Genomic DNA, 20,087 nt, shown 5'->3' on the forward strand with positions numbered 1-20,087 from the left:
ACAGCACATAAAAACAAGGCATTGTTCTTGTTTTTATTTTTTGGTTACCCTGTGACTGTTTTTCTGGAATTTGACTGTAGTGCTTCAATCGCGGTTGCCAGCAAACGTGCGGCAACCCGTGCGCCGCGCGTGTCGATGTCGAAGCGTGGATTGTATTCGGCGACGTCCATCATACGCACTTTGCCACTGGCAATAATCTCGCGCAACAGCCAGTCAATCACGGCAACCTCAACGCCATACGCCGCCGGTGCACTGACCGCTGGCATAGCCGCAGCGGGCAATACGTCCAAATCAAGGGTCAGGTAAATCACGTCCTTGTCGGCAATAAAGTCAGCGACAAATTGCGCCATTGCTGTGCGGTTACCCAAATGACAATCGCGGTCTTCAAGCCACTGCACGCCGAGTTCGTCAGCGCGGTCAAACAGCGAGACGGTGTTGGCGTAGCGGCTGACGCCAATACAGGCGTAGTGAAAATCCCAACCGCGAGCGGCACAGTCTTCCGCCATTTGCCGGAATGGTGTGCCGGAACTGGGGCGGTGGTCGATGCGGATGTCGAGATGCGCGTCAAGGTTGATGATACCAATACGCGGCGGCGCATCTTGTGCAGCAGCAAAGTCGCGTACACCGCTAAAGCTGGCGTAGGCAATTTCATGGCCGCCGCCAAGTCCGATGACGGTTTTGCCCGCCTTTAACCGTGTGCAAACGGCGTCACCAAAGCGCTCTTGTGCTGCTTCCAAATCGTCATCGCCACTGCATACCACGTCGCCAGCGTCAGCAAGGGTTTGCTGTGGCAAGGCAGGCAACCCTGCCAATGCACGGCGCAATAATGGCGGCGACGCTGCCGCACCGATGCGCCCCTGATTGCGCGCGACACCGGCATCGCAGGCAAAACCGAGCAATACCAGCGGCTGCGAACCGTCGTCGGCGCATACTTGTTGATGCCAGCGCTGCCCGCGTTCGCCTTCTTCGGCGTCGATACGCCCCTGCCAATTATCCGGCGTAAACGGCCTCATGACACGGCGTACCAATCTTGGCGGATGGCTTGCCAGTTGGCGGCGAGTTTGCCGCTCAACACCAGTTGTTTGGCGGCTTCGATGTCGGGGGCGAACAGGCGGTCGCAGTGGTAATGCTCGACCTGTTCGCGTAATAAGGCGTGTACTTGTTGCAGCGGTTCGGCGGTGGTGAGTGGTGCGTGGAAATCAACGCCCTGCACTGCTGCCAAATATTCAATCGCAACGATGGCGGCGGTGTTCTGCGCCATGTCGTAGAGGCGGCGGCCGGCGTAGGTCGCCATTGATACATGGTCTTCCTGATTGGCCGAGGTCGGCAAGCTGTCAACGCTCGACGGATGCGCCAGTCCTTTGTTTTCCGAAGCAAGTGCAGCGGCGGTGACGTGAGCAATCATGAAGCCGGAATTGACGCCGGCATTTTTGACCAGAAATGCCGGCAAGCCGGATAAGGTAGCGTCAATCAACAGGGCAATGCGGCGCTCGGATTGTGCGCCAATTTCGGCAATCGCCAGCGCGAGGGTATCGGCAGCAAAGGCAACCGGTTCGGCGTGGAAATTCCCGCCCGACAGTGCAACTGCGCCGTCTTCATCAAAAATGAGCGGGTTATCGGTAACGGCATTGGCTTCAATCAATAAGGTGCGCCCTGCCTGATTAATCAGGTCGAGACACGCGCCCATGACTTGCGGCTGGCAGCGCAGGCTATATGGGTCTTGCACGCGGTCGCAGCAGTCATTTTGGTGCGAGGCACGGATGGCGCTGCCTTTGAGCAGATCGCGGTAGGCTTGCGCAAGCTGGATTTGCCCGTGGTGTCCGCGCACGGCATGGATACGCGGATCAAACGGCGCATCACTGCCCTTCGCAGCGTCAATCGACAATGCGCCGATGGCGGTGGTCGCTTCGAGCAGGTCGCAAGCGAGGAACCAGCCTTGCAATGCCAATGCGGTACTGACTTGTGTGCCGTTAATCAACGCCAGTCCTTCTTTGGCGGCAAGCGTGACCGGCTCAAGCCCGACCGAACCCAGCGCTTCGGTCGCTGGCTTGATCTCGCCATTGACACGCACGTTGCCTTCGCCAATCAGTGCCAGCGTCATGTGCGAGAGCGGCGCGAGGTCGCCCGATGCGCCAACCGAACCTTTCGCGGGTATCAATGGCATGATGCCATGATTGAGCAGCGCCAGTAGCCCGTCAATGACCACACGGCGCACGCCGGAATATCCGCGTGCGAGGCTCGCCGCTTTCATGGCGATAATCAGGCGTACAACATTGTCGTCAAGATAATCCCCCGTACCGACCGAGTGCGACAAAATCAGGTTGCGTTGCAGCAGTTCGAGCTGGTCGGCACTGATGCGCGTTTTGGCAAGCAGACCAAAGCCGGTATTGATGCCGTACGCACTTTTGTCGCGCCCGATGATTTCAGCCAGCACAGCGTGCGAGGCGTCGATAGCGTCATAAGCAGCAGCATCGAGCTCAACTTGTTGTGGTGCTTGCCAAATAGCGCGCAGCTGCGCCAGCGTCAGTTGTTCGGGTACGAGAGTTATCATGTCATCTCCTAAAAAATAATATGCGTTGCGAGCGCAACCAGCGGAATGCCGATCAGTGTGCGCAACAAGAAAATTACCAGTAAGTCGATTAGTTTGAGTGGAATGCTTGATTCAAGCATCGCATTAGCACTTTCAGTGAAGAAAATGATTTGCACGGTAGTCAGGGTACAGACGAAAAACGCTGCCATTTGCGAGGCTTCACTACCGGCAATCAGCACCGCTGGCAAGAGGATTTCCGAGATTGAGATCAGCACCGTAGGCGCAATTGCTTCCGGATTAGGCAGTTGCATTAAGGCAATGTATGGCTCAACGATTTTTCCGAGGTAGTTAAAGGTTTCGGTATAAGTGGCGATCAATAGCGCAATGGTTGCAATCGATACGACATAAGCAACGATTTTGACGCCAAAGCCCAATGCATCCGCACCACCGCGCCACATGTCTTTCATCTGGACTTTTGCACCACGTGCGGCGGCAGCTTTGCAAGCACGGACAAAAATATGGTCGTGGTGTTCTTCGCGCTGGCTTAAATCCTGTTTGCTGCCATCAATATAAATATCCTTTTTACGCGACAGTGGCGGGATGCGCACCATAATCGCGGCAAGCAGGAAGTTGACGATGAACGACACGATAATCATGTACGGCAGGTAGTCGATGATATTGGCAGTGTCGGCAAGTACGGCGAAAAAGCCAAGGCTGCAAATACTGAAACTACTCGCTACCGCTGCCGCTTCACGCTGAGTATAAGTGCCGCGTTCATACAATCGATTGGTAAAGAAGATACCCACCGCTGCAGCTGAAACAAACGAGGTAATCGCATCGACCGCCGAGTTCCCCGGCAAACGATAAAGCGGACGCATCAGCGGCTCAAGCAGCGTACCAAGAAATTCGAGGAAGCCGAACTCGGTCAGGAAAACGACGAAGAAACCAGCGATGGTCACAGTCAGTAACACGCTACCACTCAAATACAGCACCAACCCGCCAACATCTTTATTCAGCAGCCAGTCCGGCCCGATATTAAAGACCAGCAGAATGTCGATAAACAAGGCAATGATAAACAGCGTACCGACCAACCAGTTGTCCTTACGGTGGAACTTCTGCAGACGCTCGGGTTGCTTGCGCAAGAACAGCAGCCAACTGACGCAAAGCAAAAATAAAATCAGCAGTACCACATACGGCAATACGCCACTGACCGCCCCTTTCACCGCCCCGATAATAGATACCAGCGGAATTTTGCTACCGCCATCTCCAGTCGGTAAAGGAATAAAAAAGACCAATATGCCGATGAGGCTACCGATGATCGCCTTGATCGCGCCACTGCGATTGATGGTTGTGTGCTCACTCATGCTGGTTTCCCCTTGATGATTGCCTAAAGGGATAGATTGTAGCGGATAATATTAACAATACATAATATACCTATAGCCAAAATCTACCCACTACATACAATCAGTCAATCATTGGTAATTTGAGGCCAAATTTTTGCGCCGTCTCAACCGCCAATTCATAGCCGGCATCCGCATGGCGCATCACGCCACTACCACAATCGTTCACCAGTACGCGAGCGAGGCGCAGCTCCGCTTCATCGCTACCATCAGCCACAATAACCATGCCGCTGTGCTGCGAGTAACCCATGCCAACCCCGCCACCGTGATGCAAAGAGACCCACGTTGCGCCGCCTGCAGTATTGAGCAAGGCATTGAGCAGTGGCCAATCCGATACCGCGTCAGTACCATCGTGCATGGATTCGGTTTCACGGTTAGGGCTGGCGACTGAACCGGTATCGAGGTGATCGCGACCAATCACAATCGGCGCTTTCAGCTCGCCATTTTTGACCATCTCGTTAAATGCCATACCGGCAAGGTGACGTTCACCCAAGCCGAGCCAGCAAATACGCGACGGCAAGCCTTGGAAGCTAATGCGCTCTTTTGCCATATCCAGCCAGCGATGGACGTGCTCATTTTCAGGGAACAATTCTTTGATCTTTTGGTCAGTTTTGTAGATGTCTTCCGGGTCGCCAGAAAGTGCAACCCAGCGGAATGGCCCTTTACCCTGACAGAACAACGGGCGAATGTAGGCTGGCACGAAGCCGGGGAAATCAAAGGCATTACTGATGCCCTCGTCATAAGCGACCTGACGAATATTGTTGCCATAATCAACTGCTTTTGCACCCATCGCCTGCAAATCAAGCATTGCCTGAACGTGCTGCGCACACGATTTTGCCGCGTCTTGGGTCAATTTGTCGTGCTGTGACTCATCAGCCTGTGCCGCTTTCCACTGCTCGACCGTCCAGCCAATCGGCAAGTAACCATTAATTAAGTCGTGCGCGGAAGTTTGGTCGGTGACCAAATCCGGCATCAAGCCACCAGCCTTGGCGCGCTTGACGATTTCCGGCAATACCTCAGCCGCATTACCGAGCAAAGCAATCGACACTGCCTCACCCTTGTCGCAATATTCTTTGACCAGTTTCAGCGCATGATCAAGATCATCGGCCTGCATATCGACGTAACGAGTGCGCAAGCGGAAATCAATGCTCGACTGCTGGCATTCAATATTAAGCGATACCGCACCGGCAAAGGTCGCTGCAAGCGGCTGTGCGCCGCCCATGCCACCCAAACCTGCGGTTAGAATCCACTTGCCAGACCAGTCGCCACCAAAATGCTGTCTCCCTGCTTCAGCAAATGTCTCGTAAGTCCCCTGAACAATGCCCTGCGAACCGATATAAATCCAGCTACCAGCGGTCATCTGCCCGTACATGAACAAGCCCTTGCGGTCCAGCTCATTAAAGTGCGACCAGTTCGCCCATTTCGGTACGAGGTTGGAATTGGCAATCAGTACCCGTGGTGCATCCGTGTGGGTTTTGAATACGCCAACCGGCTTACCAGACTGCACCAGCAAGCTTTCGTCTTCCTCAAGATTTTCCAGTGATTCCAAAATCCGGTCAAAGCACTGCCAATTACGCGCCGCACGACCGATACCGCCGTACACGACCAAATGCTGCGGATTTTCCGCCACTTCATCATCAAGATTATTCTGAATCATGCGGTAAGCTGCTTCGATCAGCCAGTTTTTGCAGGTCAGCTCACTGCCACGCGGTGCTTTAATCACACGGCTTTCATCAATACGGGGATTATTACCGGACATCATCTTCACCTTGAGTTATTAAATTTGTATAGACAAATATAAACCCAATAGTAAGTGAGTGCAACTATTATTTGACTCAGATAGTTGTGAATCAATCTAAATATGAGAGGAATAACATAGGCGCAACCACGCTCTGCCAGCAAATAACGTGCACCACTTATTTTGCCAATACACTCAGGCTAAATGCGACGTTAGAGAAAAGGTGATTTACAACGAGAAGACAACGTTAGCTGTGTACACGTAATGTTACAAAGCAAAAAAAATTGCGACAGATGCAAGAGTCTATAGTGATAAAAGCTTTTGGTGCGATTTTTTGGGCTGAAGCCAGAGAGAATGATGGTGCCCGGAGCCGGACTCGAACCGGCACGGAGGTTAATCCGAGGGATTTTAAGTCCCTTGCGTCTACCAATTTCGCCATCCGGGCAGGATGTGAAGCGGGGCATAATAGCGATAAGGATCGAATACGTCAATCCTTATCGCAAAAAGCTGTTGTCAGCTTCAGATAACAACAGCTTTTCCAGTGAAGTTATTTACTCAGTAGTGGTCACATTCAAGCGCTTGAGTAGCTCAGCTTGTACATGCGGTGGCAACTCATCGTAGTTCAACGCATCCAGCAGCTTGCGCGTCGGCGCATCAAAACCACCACTTACCGGTGCACGAGGTGCTTCTCGCAGGCTGATCGCACGCAGCTCTTGCCACTGACGATGCTGCTCAGTAAATGGCTGACCCAGTGCAGCCAACGGCAGCAGCAGATTGTCATACGTTTCGGTAGAGAGTGTGTGCGGCTCGGCGGTGATGACACGCTGCTCTAACTGCGTAAGGGTTGCTATCGCATTGTCCGCTGCTTGTTCATCAAAAGGCTTACCCAGCGCTTGATCGGCGTAAAGCACTTTCAATTGTGCGGCTGCAACGTTCACGTCCTGCTCAAGCCCCGGCTTTGCTTGATAACGCTCAGCCAGCGCTTTTAGCGCCTGAACTTGTGCGCTAAGTGCCGCGCTATTTTCTCGAACATTTTGGCTCAAGTCGTCATTAATCTGGCTACCAAGCTGTAGTAGTGCACCCAAATAAGGTGCGGCCTGACCCAGTTCTTGTTTCAACTCCTCACTTCTCGCGGCATCAACCAATTCATCAATGACACGCTGATTGAGCAGTTCTTGTGGATTGTCTCCGGGCGATAATCCATTGAGCGCACGCAGTGCTTGAGCAAAGTCGTAGCTAACTGAGCCTTGGTTCTCACTTTGCAAGCGGTTCAAAAAACGGCCAAGCTCCCGGATATCAATCTCACCATCCGCTTTGACCATCTTCTGTAGCTCACTTTGGTAACGAACCAGCGTATTTTCCAAAGGCTGCAAATCTTTACGGTCAATGGTTTCTACGGTTGTGCCACTGTTTTCAGCAGCAGCTTTGGCCGCGCCGTTATATGCACCGACCAAAATATTGAGCGCATCGCTGATATTTTTTGGTGCTTGATCCGCCGCTAAACCATAACTACTAACCGCCAGTGAGACGGCCAATACTGCACCACGAAAAATCTTTTTACACATAGTGTTACCCATTTCTCAGCAGCTGCTTGAGGTCAGTAATCGCGGCATTCGCACGTGAAAGATACGATGCCATGACCAACGAATGGTTAGCGGTAAAGCCAAACCCACGACCGTTGAGAATAATCGGGCTCCAAACCGGTTTTTGTGCTTTTTCCAACTCAGCGATGATTTGATCTAGCGAGGCCAAAGCGTTTTTGCTTTTCAGCGTCTTGGCAAAATCAATACGGATCGCTTTCAGCTCAAGCAACAAGGCCCAGCTGTAACCACGCGCTTCGTAGAAGATATTATCGAGCTGCATCCACGGCGTCCGTGCGTTCTGCGCAACCGGTGCTTTGGTCGAAGCATCGGTGTCGTCACTTTGCTGATCGATATCCATGACTACATCACCAACACTCGCCCCAAGGCGCTGAGTGAGATCACCCATGGTCTTGTTAGCTAAATCGAGGTAACTGACCAAGTTGTCGGCGCGGGCATAGAATTGTGCCTGACTGTTTTTCAAATCAGCGATACCTTGGCCGTATTGCTTGAGTAAGTCGCGCGCTTCGCTGTATTTGCTTTCGGGGCTAGGCAAGATCCACTTGCTGGCATCATTGCGCAGATTACTTTCGGCTGTTTCCAGCGCTTTCATTTGTGCTGACTGTGACTGCGAACGGCTGAAATCATTGCGCATCGCAAATGTGACTTCGCGCAATTGCTTGAGCACGCCCCACTCCCACGAAGGGATGTTATCCATCAGCAATCCGGGCGGTAATTTATCGTTCATGGTAAAGCCGCCGGGCTTATCGAGCAGGGTATCAATGATGGCAATAGTCGTGCCCGTAACCGCAGACCCAACAACCGGCTCCTGCCCTTCAGCAAGGTACGCAGTACGTGCTTCCTGGACATCAAATTGCTTCGGCTCGCTGCTCCACCAAAACATCAATAAGCCAATGATGATGCCGAGCGTGAACAGCAGCATGAATATGCGCCATCCCCAGCCTTTATTGCGCCATGTGCTTGGTTTATAAGCATCGACGACTTTTTTCGCACCAATTTTGGAGCGTGAGGCGACTGTCATGGATTTTCTCCTAATCTGAATATTGTATTTTAAGGTTTAGCCAGAAACGCTAAAACTGGTACCGCAGCCGCAAGTCGCGGTTGCCTGTGGATTATTGAAGGCAAAAAACTCATTCAATCCCTGTTTTTTAACTGCCAATTCCAAGCCTTCGAGCAAGGCGATATCTTCTTTATCAACCACAACTTGAAAACCGTCCTGCGCAAAGGCCAACTGATCTTCACCAATGCTATCAATAAAGTCAATATGATAAGAATAGCCTGAGCATCCCGATCTCACGACGTCCACATGTACGCCGATGCCTTCACCACGCTTGGTGAGGTGCTTTTTTACCCGGGCAACGGCTTCCGGTGTTAAATGTATCATTGCTGCCCTTCCAATTTAGTGAGGAAATCAATCAGCCTAGCGAGTTCAGCGGAGCTGGTCAAATGTGAGAGTGTAATGCGCACACTTTGGCTTGCTCGCTCACCGAGCCCCATTGCCTGCAAAACGTGCGAACCTTCGCCGCCTGATGAACACGCTGACCCAGCAGACAGTGCCAAACCAGCAGCGTCTGCCAATGCCAAGACTTGGGCAACGGGTAAGCCGGTATGAATATTGATAATGTGTGGTACGCAAGGTGCATCGCTGTTCAGCGCCATTGGAGGCGGCAATTGATCAATCAATTGCTTGTGCAGGGTTTCGACTACGGCATTACGCGCTTCACGCTCTGCAACGGCCAGCTTCATTGCTTCAGCAAAAGCCAAAATCAGCGCGATGGGTAGAGTCCCGGAACGCATACCGCGCTCCTGACCACCACCATGCATCTGCGCTTGCAAGCGCATTTTTGGCAAACGCCGCACATACAGCGCGCCAATGCCCTGTGGGCCAAAAATTTTCTGCGCTGCAAAGCTGACCATATCAGCTTGCCAATCCTGCATATTCACTGCAATGCGCCCTGGTGCTTGTGCAGCATCGACGTGCAATTTAGCTCCCGCTGCATGAACGCGCTCGGCTATCTCGGCAATTGGCTGTATCACCCCGGTTTCATTATTCACCGCCATGATACTGACCAACGTGGTCGGCTTTTCAGCCAGTGCCGCATCGAGCGCAGCCATATCAACCAAACCATTGCGCAAAGGCGGTAATACAACTACTTCAACGCCCTGCTTGGCCATAATAGCCGCTGGGTCAAGAATTGCCTTGTGCTCAGTTTGCATGGTGATCAGGCGTGGATTTTTGGCGCCGTGGTAAGTCAACGCACCTTTGATGGCAAGGTTATCGGCCTCACTGGCGCCACTGGTAAAAACGATCTCACGCGGATCAGCACCAATCGCAGTGGCAAATTCTTCTCGCGCATGGTTAATCCGTGCTCGCGCTGCTAGCCCACGCTGATGCGTCGCACCAGCATTACCAACCGGCATTTGCTCAAAAGCCTCACGCAGAACGCCAGCAACCCGAGGATCAACCGGCGTCATCGCAGCGTAATCAAAGTAAGCAATATCAGTCATTTTTATGTTCCGATTGATCGGTCAGACGCGCTTTTTTCAGCCGTGTATTTTCATCTTCAAGAATGCAAATACGTTCATTGAGCTGATTGAGCAAGTTCATGATTGGGTCAGCAATATCACTGCTTTGTGCATAAGCCTCAAAACGATCACAATCGGCTCGGCGCTGTGATGGCTCACGCGCAGCTTTATCCTCACCGACCACTTTTGCCGGAATCCCGACCACAGTGCTACGCTCGGGCACGTCTTTAACTACCACAGCATTCGAGCCGACTCGGGCATGATTGGCGACAAAAATCGCACCGATCACCTTAGCGCCTGCACCAATAATGACGTCGTTGCCAATCGTCGGATGGCGCTTGTGTTGCGCCCAGGACGTGCCACCAAGCGTTACACCCTGATAGATACTGACGTCATCGCCTAATTCAGACGTCTCTCCAATCACAATACCCATGCCATGGTCAATAAACAGCCTTCGCCCTGCTTTTACAGCAGGATGCAATTCAACGCCAGTCAGCCAGCGCGACAAATTGGCGAGAAACCGTGCCAGCCAGCGCCAGCCGCTGTGCCATAACGCATGCTGCAAGCGATAGCTTGCCACCGCCCAAAAACCGGTATGTAGCGTCAAAATTGCCCATGCACTCTGCGTCGCGGGGTCGCGTTCGCGCACCACTGCAAAGTCTTCCTTAATGTATTGATACCATTTCATGCCATATTGTCCAACGTAGCCAGGTCCAAAGTTATGGCGTCAAACAGGCACAATCTCAAGAGCTCAGTTAGGCTCACTTCTTATAATCCTTTTTCACAAACGGCAATGGCGCAATCGAAACTTTGATTGCCTTGTTGCGCACCATCGCAAACAATTCTTCAGGATTGGCTTCTGCCACATCACGATCAAGGTAACCCATAGCAACAGGCCCATTAACCGTCGCACCAAAGCCACCACTGGTTACTTCACCAACGGTCTTACCATCAAGATCCTCTATTTTTGCGCCAGCACGTACCGGTACACGTCCATCAATACGCAACCCCACGCGCTTGCGCGGCGCACCATGCTCGATCTGCTCAGCGATAACATCCGCACCGGTATACCCACCTGCGCGCTCGCCCCCCGGACGACGTACTTTTTGAATCGCCCATAGAAGTCCGGCCTCGACAGGAGTCGTCGTCGTATCAATATCATTGCCGTACAGACACAGCCCTGCTTCAAGGCGCAAACTGTCGCGCGCGCCCAAGCCAATCGGCTTCACCCTTTCATCAGCGAGTAATTGATCAGCAAGCTTTGCCGCAATCTCGTTAGGCACCGACAACTCAAAGCCGTCCTCGCCTGTATAACCCGAACGACTTACCCAACAAGGCTTGCCAAGCAAGTCAAACTCACCACCGCGCATAAAGCCCAGCTCAGCCACTGCAGGATTCAGCTCACTCAGCACAGCAACAGCCTCAGGACCTTGCAGCGCGAGCAAGGCGCGATCCGCCCACCACTGCACATCGCAACCCTGCAAACCATCGCGCAGTTTCGCAAAATCATTATCTTTACACGCAGCATTCACCACCAAATAAAAGTCATCGGTGCGGCGGGTGACCATTAGATCGTCATCAATAGTGCCTTGTGCATTGGTCAAGAGTGCATAACGCTGCTGGCCTACTGCCAAGCCCAGTGCATCAATTGGTAACAGCTTTTCCAGCGCCTCAGCGACAGCATCACCTGTAACGAGAATTTGCCCCATGTGTGAGACATCAAAAAGCCCTGCGTGTTCGCGCGTCCATTGGTGCTCTTTGACGATACCCTCAGCATACTGCACAGGCATCGCATAGCCTGCAAAACCAACCATCTTCGCACCATGTGCCACGTGCCAGTCATATAATGCTGTTTTCGCTAGATCAGACATTCAATCACTCCTTATTTTTCATTGTGCATAGCCTATCATGGTTTATGTTGTGCGGCATATGGTCAGAAAATCAGCATTACCTTGAATACTGCGCTGCAAGTTGTTAAAATCGCGCCGTTTTATCTAACTTTAAACAGGAATACATGTCCAAAGAAGAAAATATTGAGATGATGGGCACCGTCATCGAAACCCTACCTAACACCATGTTTCGCGTCGAATTGGAAAATGGTCATCAGATTAACGCTCATATCTCTGGCAGAATGCGTAAACACTACATCCGCATCCTCACTGGTGATAAAGTCAAAGTTGAAATGACCCCTTATGACTTAACCAAAGGACGTATTGTTTTCCGCGAAAAATAAATTCTAACGTTACAGTTTAGATCTCAAGCAGCCATACGGCTGCTTTTTTATTATCGAAAAGTCACGCTTTTTGGTTGCATCCCACTCAATAAAGCCTATAATAAACCAACAATTCAACACATGTTGTAATGATGAAACTAGAACAACCTGATTGCCAAGCTGATGAACACAACATCAATACACTAAGCAGCATTAATGATGACGTCCTTGAAAATACCGTCACCATCCTTAGTGCTATGGCTGATACGGCTAGACTAAGCATACTTATACTCTTGCACGAAGGTGGCGAAAGCTGTGTTTCAGCACTCGCTAAACGCCTTGGTGATAAAACAAATACTGTTTCGATGCGCCTTAAAAAGCTCCACGATGCAGGGCTGGTCAACAAACGACGCGATGCCAAACATATTTTTTACAGTTTAAAAGACGACCATATCGTTACGATTGTGCGCAACGCTATAGAGCACGCACAGCACTACAGTCAATAATCCAAAATACTTCAGGAGCATAAACATGAGCTGCAATACCCACGATAATCATCCTCACACTCACGGCAAAGATTGCGAGCACACTGCGATCAAGCACAATGACCACATCGACTACCTGCACGACGGCCACCTTCATCACCCACATGCCGACCATGTAGACGAGCATAAGCTCGAAGTCGACAGCACTAATCCAGCAGATTGCACCCAGCCCAAGGCTTGTGGCTGTGTCGCTGGTTGTGATTGCGACTGCAGCAACGATTGCAGCTGCGACTGCGCAGAAGACAACGCTCAAGGCTGCCATACAGCTGACCATACTCATGGTCCGGATTGCGGTCATGAAGCCGTCCCACATGGTGACCACGTTGACTACCTCGTCAATGGCCGCCTTCACCACCCACATGGTGACCACTGTGATGACCATGGCCCGGTGGAAGTAGTGAGCTAAACTACGCAACTCTATTGATATAGATATGCAAAAAGCCCGATTATTCGGGCTTTTTGCATTTTGTAAGTCAGTTTTTATAAATTGGGTACGGCTGGCACGGAAAAATGCAGCACCACATGATGCCTAAAAACTTGATAACTATCACACGCTTCTAAACACCACTATCCTCACCAAGATACCCGCCAGTCTGCCTCGCCCACAGCTGCGCATAAACGCCGCCCTGTTTGAGCAGTTCAGCATGTGTACCCATTTCAATAATCCGCCCACTATCCATCACCACCAACCTATCCATCGCCGCAATCGTTGATAAACGGTGAGCGATGGCAATGACGGTTTTACCCTGCATCAAACGGTTCAAGCTCGACTGTATCGCTGCTTCTACTTCACTATCAAGTGCTGAGGTTGCTTCGTCCAAAATCAGAATAGGGGCATTCTTTAATAAGACCCGTGCTATTGCGATTCGCTGCCGCTGGCCGCCCGAAAGCTTGACTCCGCGTTCACCAACTTGAGCATCCAGGCCTTTATTTCCCTGTGGATCAGTTAAGTGATCAATAAAATCATGTGCCTCAGCATCGCGTAGAGCTTGCTGCAATTCAGCCTCACTGGCATCAGGTCGCCCGTAAAGAATATTGTCTCGCACAGAGCGATGCAATAAGGAAGTATCTTGGGTCACCATCGCAATATGACGACGCAGACTTTCCTGCGTCACATCGGCAATATTCTGCCCGTCTATGCTAATTTTCCCGGATTGAATATCGTAGAAACGCAGCAGTAAATTGACCAAAGTGGATTTACCGGCGCCACTGCGCCCGACCAAGCCAATCTTCTCCCCCGCCTTAATACTCAAAGATAGATTATCAAGCACTGCAGGTGGTTTACGTTCTTCGCTATGAGCGCCATGGTAATGAAAGCTGACTTGCTCGAAATCTATCGTACCTTTTGTCACCTCAAGTGCTTTGGCATCTTTCTTATCTTGGACCAAAGTCGGCTGCGACAAAGTCTGCATGCCATCCATCGCTGTGCCAAGGTTTTCAAATAGCCCGCTAATTTCCCACAGAACCCAGTGCGACATACTATTGATCCGTAGTGCCATTGCCACAGCTACAGCCAATGCGCCAACACTCAATGATTCATTAATCCACAATGCAATCCCCAGTGCGGCAATACTGAACGTCAGTAAGTAATTGATGAAGTCAATACAGAAATCCAGCCCTGTGACGAGGCGAAATTGACGGTAAACGGTGTGCAAAAATGACGACATCGAACGCTGCGCATAATCAGCTTCTCGCTCAGTATGGGCAAATAATTTGACTGTCGCAATATTGGTATACGCATCGACGATACGCCCTGTCATCGTAGAACGCGCATCAGCCTGAAGCTGTGAGACGCGCTTGAGGCGAGGGACGAAATAGCATTGGATAGATACATAAAGTACGAACCAAATGACGATCGGAATCATCAGCAGCCAATTCATCTGCGCCAGTAACAGCAACATAGTCAGAAAATAGACGCTGATATAAACAAACAAATCGGCTGCTTTAAGCAACAACTCTCGCACTGCAAGCGCTGTTTGCATAACTTTGGTCGCGACGCGCCCCGCAAATTCATCCTGATAGAATGCCATGCTTTGCCTGAGCAAGTGGCGATGCATACGCCAGCGTATAGCCATCGGGAAATTGCCCATCAAAGACTGATGCCGCAATACTGAGCTTGCAAGTGTTAGAAGTGGCAAAGCGACCAATACGACCAAGCCCATTTTCCACAAGGTTGCGGACTCTTGCGCAAGAAAAGTATCGCGATCATATCCACTGAGCCAATTAACGATATCGCCCATAAAGGAAAACAGCATTACTTCGAGTGCACCTTGCATGGCACTGATCACAGTCAAAACCGCAATGAAACGCTTAAAGCCTTTTGTGTAATGCAAACAAAAAGCGAGCAACCGGTTTGGCGGTTGCTCGTCATGAATAGGCGGGAATGGTCGCGTCAGACGCTCAAAAAATCGCAACATGAGTTATTACTCTTGAATTGACTCCAGCTGTAACGGTAATGGTGTGACCGGGAGAATTTCTGTCGTCGCAGGCACGCCCCCGGCATTAGTTTCAATAGATTCCAGCTCAATCGATGACTGATCAGGATTTAAAATTGCAACTGGATCTGGCGCTAACCCAGGCACATCAGGTAAGCTTGCCAGCTCACTATCGGGCAATACGAAATACGTTTCATTTTGCCCGATCATGCCATAATCTTCACGCGCCTTTTCTTCGTACGCAAAATACGCATCTGGTGAGCGGAGGTTTTCCACTTCGACCAACAAGGCATCATTACGATCAGCTAGCGATTTATTTTCTGACTGATGCAATTGGATCTGAGTCTGCAAACCTTCAATACTCTGCTTTTTTTCATGCTGTGTGACCCACAAATAATAGTTGAGCCACACCAGCGCAGCAATGATCAACAGCATCAGACCATATAGCACCGCTCGTTTCATTCGTACTTACTTAATCTTGCCAAGTAAACCGGCTTTACCCGCGTAGCGTGCCTTGTCACCAAGTTCTGCTTCGATAGTCAGGAGGCGGTTATACTTTGCAACACGATCTGAACGGCACAGTGAACCAGTCTTGATTTGCGTCGCGGTTGTTGCAACAGCAATATCAGCAATTGTGGTATCTTCGGTTTCACCAGAGCGGTGTGAGACGATTGCAGCATAGCCAGCGTCATCAGCCATCTTGATCGCATCAAGGGTTTCACTCAATGAGCCAATCTGGTTAGGCTTGATCAGAATGGCATTAGCAATGCCCTTATCAATACCTTCTTTGAAAATACGGGTGTTGGTCACATAAAGATCGTCACCAACCAACTGGATTTTGTCGCCAAGCTTTTCAGTCAAAACTTTCCAGCCATCCCAGTCACTTTCATCAAGGCCGTCTTCAATTGAGACAATCGGATAACGGTCAGACAAGTCTGCTAAGTAATCAACAAATTCTTCGCTGGTATAGCTCTTGTTTTCTGAGGCAAGAACGTACTTACCATCTTTATAGAATTCAGAAGCTGCAGCATCAAGTGCGAGGAATACTTGCTCGCCAGCCTTGTAGCCTGCTTTATCGATGGCTTCCATGATGATCTCCAACGCAGCTTCGTTAGATGGCAGATCAGGTGCGAAACCACCTTCATCACCAACTGCAGTCGCCAAACCACGATCATTGAGCACTTTTTTCAGTGCATGGAAAATTTCAGCACCAGCACGCAGTGCATCATGGAAAGAATCAAAACCGGCCGGCATGATCATAAACTCCTGAATATCTACAGAGTTATCAGCATGCTCACCGCCGTTGATGATGTTCATCATGGGGACTGGCAAGGTGTGGCTGTCACCAAGAATTTCATACAAGCCCTTACCTTCAGCATTTGCTTTCGCATGCGCAAGTGCCAAAGATACACCCAAAATAGCGTTTGCACCGAGGACGTCCTTATTCTCACTGCCATCAAGATCAATCATAACCTTATCAAGGCTGCGTAGATCATCAATTGACTTACCTTTCAGTGCTGGTGCAATTTTTTCATTGACGTGTGCAACTGCTTTGGTCACACCTTTGCCGCCAAATCGCGCCTTATCACCATCACGCAATTCAAGTGCTTCACGTGAACCAGTTGATGCACCTGAAGGCACACCTGCAATACCTTTGCTGCCATCAGTTAATACGGCAATGACCTGTAAGGTCGGATTACCGCGTGAATCGAGAATTTCCAGCGCCTGGATACGTTCGATAGTGTTACTCATGGTTAGACTCCTTGAATTAAAGGCACGGTGAATTATTCGCCAAGCCTGTGTTGATACTCTATTGCAGCATTGACAAATGAGCGGAATAACGGATGTCCGTCACGCGGTGTCGATGTGAACTCTGGATGTGATTGACATGCGATGAACCACGGATGGTCTGGAAGCTCAACTATTTCCACGAGCCCGTTATCTTCCGAACGACCTGAAATCCGCAAACCAGCAGCTTCAAGCCGCTTTTCATAATTACTGTTCACTTCATAGCGATGACGGTGACGCTCATTAATAATTTCAGCACCATAAATCTGCGCTACGCGGCTGCCTGACTTCAAGCGGGCAGGCAACGCGCCAAGGCGCATCGTGCCACCAAGATCGCTATTTTCACTGCGCTCTTCTTTTTCACCGCGCTCATTCACCCATTCATTGACCAATGCAATCACGGGCTCTTCGACCTTGTTATCCCACTCAGTACTACCGGCACCTTCAATGCCCAGCACATTACGTGCATACTCAATGACAGCAATTTGCATACCCAAGCAAATGCCGAGATATGGAATTTTGTTTTCTCGGGCGTAGCGTACAGCAAGCAATTTGCCATCAATACCACGGTTACCAAAGCCACCTGGTACAACGATACCGTCCACACCTTCAAGCATTGATACGCCCTGGCGATATAAATCTTCTGAGTCAATGAAACGAATTTTCACTGCTTTACCACAGTGAATAGCAGCATGGTAAAGTGCTTCGTTAAGCGACTTATAAGCATCTGTCAAGTCGACATATTTGCCGACCATCGCAATGGTCACCTCACCATCGAAGTTCTCGATAGCATGCATGACCCTCTCCCACTGGGAAAGGTCAGCTGGTTTTGCATCCAAGCCAAAGTGATCCATCACCAACTGGTCAACGCCCTGGCGGTGATAGAGCAATGGAATTTCATAGATATTTTTGACATCCAAACCAGCAACCACAGCTTCAGCCGGTACATTGGTAAACAAAGCTATTTTACGGCGTTCTTCTTCGGGAATATCGCGGTCAGCACGGCAAATCAACATATCAGGTTGAATACCGATTGAACGCAGCTCTTTGACTGAGTGCTGAGTCGGCTTGGTTTTCAGTTCACCTGCAGCTGGAATATAAGGCAGTAATGTCAAGTGAATAAACATACTGCGCTTGCGGCCTAGCTGAGTACCTAACTGGCGAATAGACTCCATAAATGGTAAGGACTCTATATCACCAACGGTACCACCGATCTCAACCATTGCGATATCTGATCCTTCTGCAGCACGAAGTACATAGGATTTAATTGCATCGGTAATATGTGGAATTACCTGTACTGTAGCCCCCAGGTAATCACCTCGGCGCTCCTTGCGGATGACTTCGGAATAAATCCGCCCTGTCGTACAGTTGTTGAATCTGGTCGCGCGCATGCGCACAAAACGTTCATAATGCCCAAGATCCAAATCAGTTTCTGCTCCATCATGGGTAACAAATACTTCACCATGTTGGAAAGGGCTCATCGTGCCCGGGTCAACGTTGATATAAGGATCGAGTTTGATCATTGTCACGCGGAAACCGCGTGATTCTAAGATTGCTCCCAAAGAAGCTGCGGCGATGCCTTTTCCCAATGAGGAAACGACACCGCCGGTCACGAAAATAAACTTGGTCATGGTCAGTCCGAGGCCTGTAAAGTAGGCGCGATATTAGCAGAAAATGGTATTTTTTGCCAGTCAATCACCAACCCTTGAAATTTATCTGCAACGCCAATACCGCCCACCCAAGCCAGCTCACCATTGCACCATAACAATGGTGTACGCCTACGTATTAAAGGTGGAATACCAGCTTTCTGAAACCAATCTTTCAGTGGCTTACGATGGCTAGCCCCATCTGGCTGAAAATTTGCACCAGGTGGATACAAAGACCACCGCCACTGTTGGTAATCCATCCCTTCTCCCATCTGGACAACTAACCGGCCAATACCTTTCCAGTCAGTATTATTGCTAAATTCCGGTGCTGCTTCAGGTTCAATGTGATCAATAACAGCTAACTTATCCCGGTAGTAAAAAAGCACAACGCCATCGTACACCAATTCAGCATAGCCACTACCCTCGGTGATTTGACGCAACAATTCTTCTAGACGTAGGTGCCCTGGCACACGCAAACCCTGCCGCTGCAACCAACGCCTTATCACCGTTTTCTGCCACTCAGCACTGATCTTCTTTACTTTATCCCAATCCAATGCAGCAAATAGATCATTTTCCAGATAAGCATCCGCAGCCTCATCAAGTAAGACTTTTGTCTCAGCCAACCAATTAGTACTACGTGCAATTTGATGCGCAGCATTAGGAAATCCTTCGCTAATGACCGGCATTACCTTATGACGCAAAAAGTTTCTTTTGTAGCGGATATCTGCATTACTAGGGTCATCTATCCAGCGCAGGTCATTTTTTATAGCATAGGCATGCAAGTTTTCACGAGAATACGGTAAAAGAGGACGCCAGTGCTCACCTTGCCCAAATACCTTACGGCTTGGCATGGCCGCCAATCCAGCTACGCCAGCACCACGCAACAATTGCAAAAGGAACGTTTCAGCTTGATCATCCTCATGGTGTGCCGTGAGTAAAACACCGCGCAAACGCAGTCTCTTTCTCAAGGCGTCATAGCGTGCAAGTCTTGCTTGAGCCTCACGCCCACTATCAGATTGAGCTGATAAATCCAAGTGAACCAAAGAAAAGGGAATACTGTGATGAGCGCATAGATTTGAGCAAAAAATTACCCAATGATCCGCTTCTTCTGCCCACCCATGATTCACATGGCAAACCCCAATTGGCGCAGTTAGCTTTTCTTTCTCTTGAATAAGTAAATGCAATAGGACGACACTATCTAACCCTCCACTGAGTGCAAGCAGGTAGTGAGAAGGACAGAAAGCCTCTTGCCAATCCCAAAAATCATCATCCAAAGTAAGCATTGCTTAATTAACTATCCAACTGTAAAAGTGCAGCATACAGTACTGTTCAAACTACCTATACGCAATATTTAAAATAAAACTAATTAGCTTTAGAACGCATTGGCTTTGTATTGTATTTCACTCCCGCTAACTAGAAGTTGCAATTTTAAGCGTAAGGCACTTATACGGTCAGTTTTGTATGTGTTCCAAATAGAGCCATCACTAGTAAAACAATACTTTAAATTCTTCACTTGTGGAGCATAACCAACCTCAGTTCCATTTTAACTTTCATCTAGGGTATTAGCGAAGCCTGCATAGTCTGGTAGAGCAAACGATGTCATACAGGGAATCCCAAAAGTGTTTGGGTATGTATGTCTGGCTTGAACCTGCTACACGTAAACGTA

At 49.8% G+C, this 20,087-nt stretch carries 18 protein-coding genes and 1 tRNA gene; 3 read left to right on the forward strand and 16 right to left on the reverse strand.

The window, feature by feature from the left end:
- Positions 1 to 44: 44 nt before the first annotated feature.
- The 11 genes from hutG to gcvT all read right to left on the reverse strand — a co-directional run bounded on the left by hutG (position 45) and on the right by gcvT (position 11,666).
- Positions 45 to 1,013, reverse strand: coding sequence for a formimidoylglutamase (gene hutG / locus KRX19_08380; GenBank protein ID MBV7435038.1), 969 nt, complete (start codon positions 1,011 to 1,013; stop codon positions 45 to 47).
- A complete protein-coding gene (gene hutH, locus KRX19_08385) occupies positions 1,010 to 2,551 on the reverse strand; it encodes a histidine ammonia-lyase (GenBank protein ID MBV7435039.1) in 1,542 nt (513 codons plus the stop codon). Before hutH ends, hutG begins: the two co-directional genes overlap by 4 nt.
- 8 nt (positions 2,552 to 2,559) lie before the next feature.
- Positions 2,560 to 3,894 carry a hypothetical protein gene (locus KRX19_08390; protein ID MBV7435040.1) on the reverse strand — a complete coding sequence of 445 codons (1,335 nt, stop codon included), beginning with the start codon at positions 3,892 to 3,894 and terminating at the stop codon, positions 2,560 to 2,562.
- A gap of 100 nt (positions 3,895 to 3,994) precedes the next feature.
- Positions 3,995 to 5,689, reverse strand: coding sequence for a urocanate hydratase (locus KRX19_08395; protein ID MBV7435041.1), 1,695 nt, complete (start codon positions 5,687 to 5,689; stop codon positions 3,995 to 3,997).
- Between the two features lie 337 nt (positions 5,690 to 6,026).
- A tRNA-Leu gene (locus KRX19_08400) sits at positions 6,027 to 6,113 on the reverse strand.
- Positions 6,114 to 6,219: 106 nt separating this feature from the next.
- On the reverse strand, positions 6,220 to 7,233 hold the full coding sequence (locus KRX19_08405; protein ID MBV7435042.1) for a hypothetical protein: 1,014 nt from the start codon (positions 7,231 to 7,233) through the stop codon (positions 6,220 to 6,222).
- Positions 7,234 to 7,237: 4 nt separating this feature from the next.
- Positions 7,238 to 8,290, reverse strand: coding sequence for a DUF2333 family protein (locus KRX19_08410; GenBank protein MBV7435043.1), 1,053 nt, complete (start codon positions 8,288 to 8,290; stop codon positions 7,238 to 7,240).
- 36 nt (positions 8,291 to 8,326) lie between these two features.
- Entirely contained in the window at positions 8,327 to 8,653 is a 327-nt protein-coding gene (locus KRX19_08415) for an iron-sulfur cluster assembly accessory protein (GenBank protein ID MBV7435044.1), read from the reverse strand.
- On the reverse strand, positions 8,650 to 9,777 hold the full coding sequence (locus KRX19_08420) for a cysteine desulfurase (protein MBV7435045.1): 1,128 nt from the start codon (positions 9,775 to 9,777) through the stop codon (positions 8,650 to 8,652). The genes KRX19_08415 and KRX19_08420 overlap by 4 nt, the downstream gene beginning before the upstream one ends.
- Entirely contained in the window at positions 9,770 to 10,483 is a 714-nt protein-coding gene (gene cysE / locus KRX19_08425; GenBank protein MBV7435046.1) for a serine O-acetyltransferase, read from the reverse strand. Before cysE ends, KRX19_08420 begins: the two co-directional genes overlap by 8 nt.
- Before the next feature lie 73 nt (positions 10,484 to 10,556).
- Positions 10,557 to 11,666 (reverse strand): glycine cleavage system aminomethyltransferase GcvT, encoded by a 1,110-nt coding sequence (gene gcvT / locus KRX19_08430; protein MBV7435047.1) that lies wholly within the window; start codon positions 11,664 to 11,666, stop codon positions 10,557 to 10,559.
- Positions 11,667 to 11,809: 143 nt separating this feature from the next.
- On the opposite strand from gcvT, the gene infA reads away from it, so the two are divergent.
- The 3 genes from infA (at position 11,810) to KRX19_08445 (ending at position 12,958) form a co-directional block, all read left to right on the forward strand.
- Positions 11,810 to 12,028 (forward strand): translation initiation factor IF-1, encoded by a 219-nt coding sequence (infA, locus tag KRX19_08435; protein MBV7435048.1) that lies wholly within the window; start codon positions 11,810 to 11,812, stop codon positions 12,026 to 12,028.
- A 128-nt stretch (positions 12,029 to 12,156) separates the two neighbouring features.
- On the forward strand, positions 12,157 to 12,513 hold the full coding sequence (locus tag KRX19_08440; GenBank protein MBV7435049.1) for a metalloregulator ArsR/SmtB family transcription factor: 357 nt from the start codon (positions 12,157 to 12,159) through the stop codon (positions 12,511 to 12,513).
- Positions 12,514 to 12,538: 25 nt separating this feature from the next.
- Complete coding sequence (locus tag KRX19_08445; GenBank protein MBV7435050.1) at positions 12,539 to 12,958, forward strand: hypothetical protein; 420 nt, start codon at positions 12,539 to 12,541, stop codon at positions 12,956 to 12,958.
- A 151-nt stretch (positions 12,959 to 13,109) separates the two neighbouring features.
- Here the strand turns inward: KRX19_08445 and KRX19_08450 are convergent, their stop codons facing one another.
- Genes KRX19_08450 through tilS form a run of 5 tightly spaced genes read right to left on the reverse strand, consistent with a single transcriptional unit; the run spans position 13,110 to position 19,704 of the window.
- Positions 13,110 to 14,969, reverse strand: a complete 1,860-nt coding sequence (locus KRX19_08450) for an ABC transporter ATP-binding protein/permease (GenBank protein ID MBV7435051.1) — start codon at positions 14,967 to 14,969, stop codon at positions 13,110 to 13,112.
- A 6-nt stretch (positions 14,970 to 14,975) separates the two neighbouring features.
- On the reverse strand, positions 14,976 to 15,449 hold the full coding sequence (locus tag KRX19_08455; protein MBV7435052.1) for a septum formation initiator family protein: 474 nt from the start codon (positions 15,447 to 15,449) through the stop codon (positions 14,976 to 14,978).
- A gap of 6 nt (positions 15,450 to 15,455) precedes the next feature.
- On the reverse strand, positions 15,456 to 16,739 hold the full coding sequence (gene eno / locus KRX19_08460; GenBank protein MBV7435053.1) for a phosphopyruvate hydratase: 1,284 nt from the start codon (positions 16,737 to 16,739) through the stop codon (positions 15,456 to 15,458).
- A 32-nt stretch (positions 16,740 to 16,771) separates the two neighbouring features.
- On the reverse strand, positions 16,772 to 18,406 hold the full coding sequence (locus tag KRX19_08465; GenBank protein ID MBV7435054.1) for a CTP synthase: 1,635 nt from the start codon (positions 18,404 to 18,406) through the stop codon (positions 16,772 to 16,774).
- 2 nt (positions 18,407 to 18,408) lie between these two features.
- Positions 18,409 to 19,704: a tRNA lysidine(34) synthetase TilS gene (tilS, locus tag KRX19_08470; protein ID MBV7435055.1), complete on the reverse strand. Its 1,296-nt coding sequence runs from the start codon at positions 19,702 to 19,704 to the stop codon at positions 18,409 to 18,411.
- Between the last annotated feature and the right edge of the window lie 383 nt (positions 19,705 to 20,087).

This window comes from Cardiobacteriaceae bacterium TAE3-ERU3 (genome assembly GCA_019218315.1).
In the GTDB taxonomy this organism is placed as follows: Bacteria; Pseudomonadota; Gammaproteobacteria; order Cardiobacteriales; family Cardiobacteriaceae; genus JAHUUI01.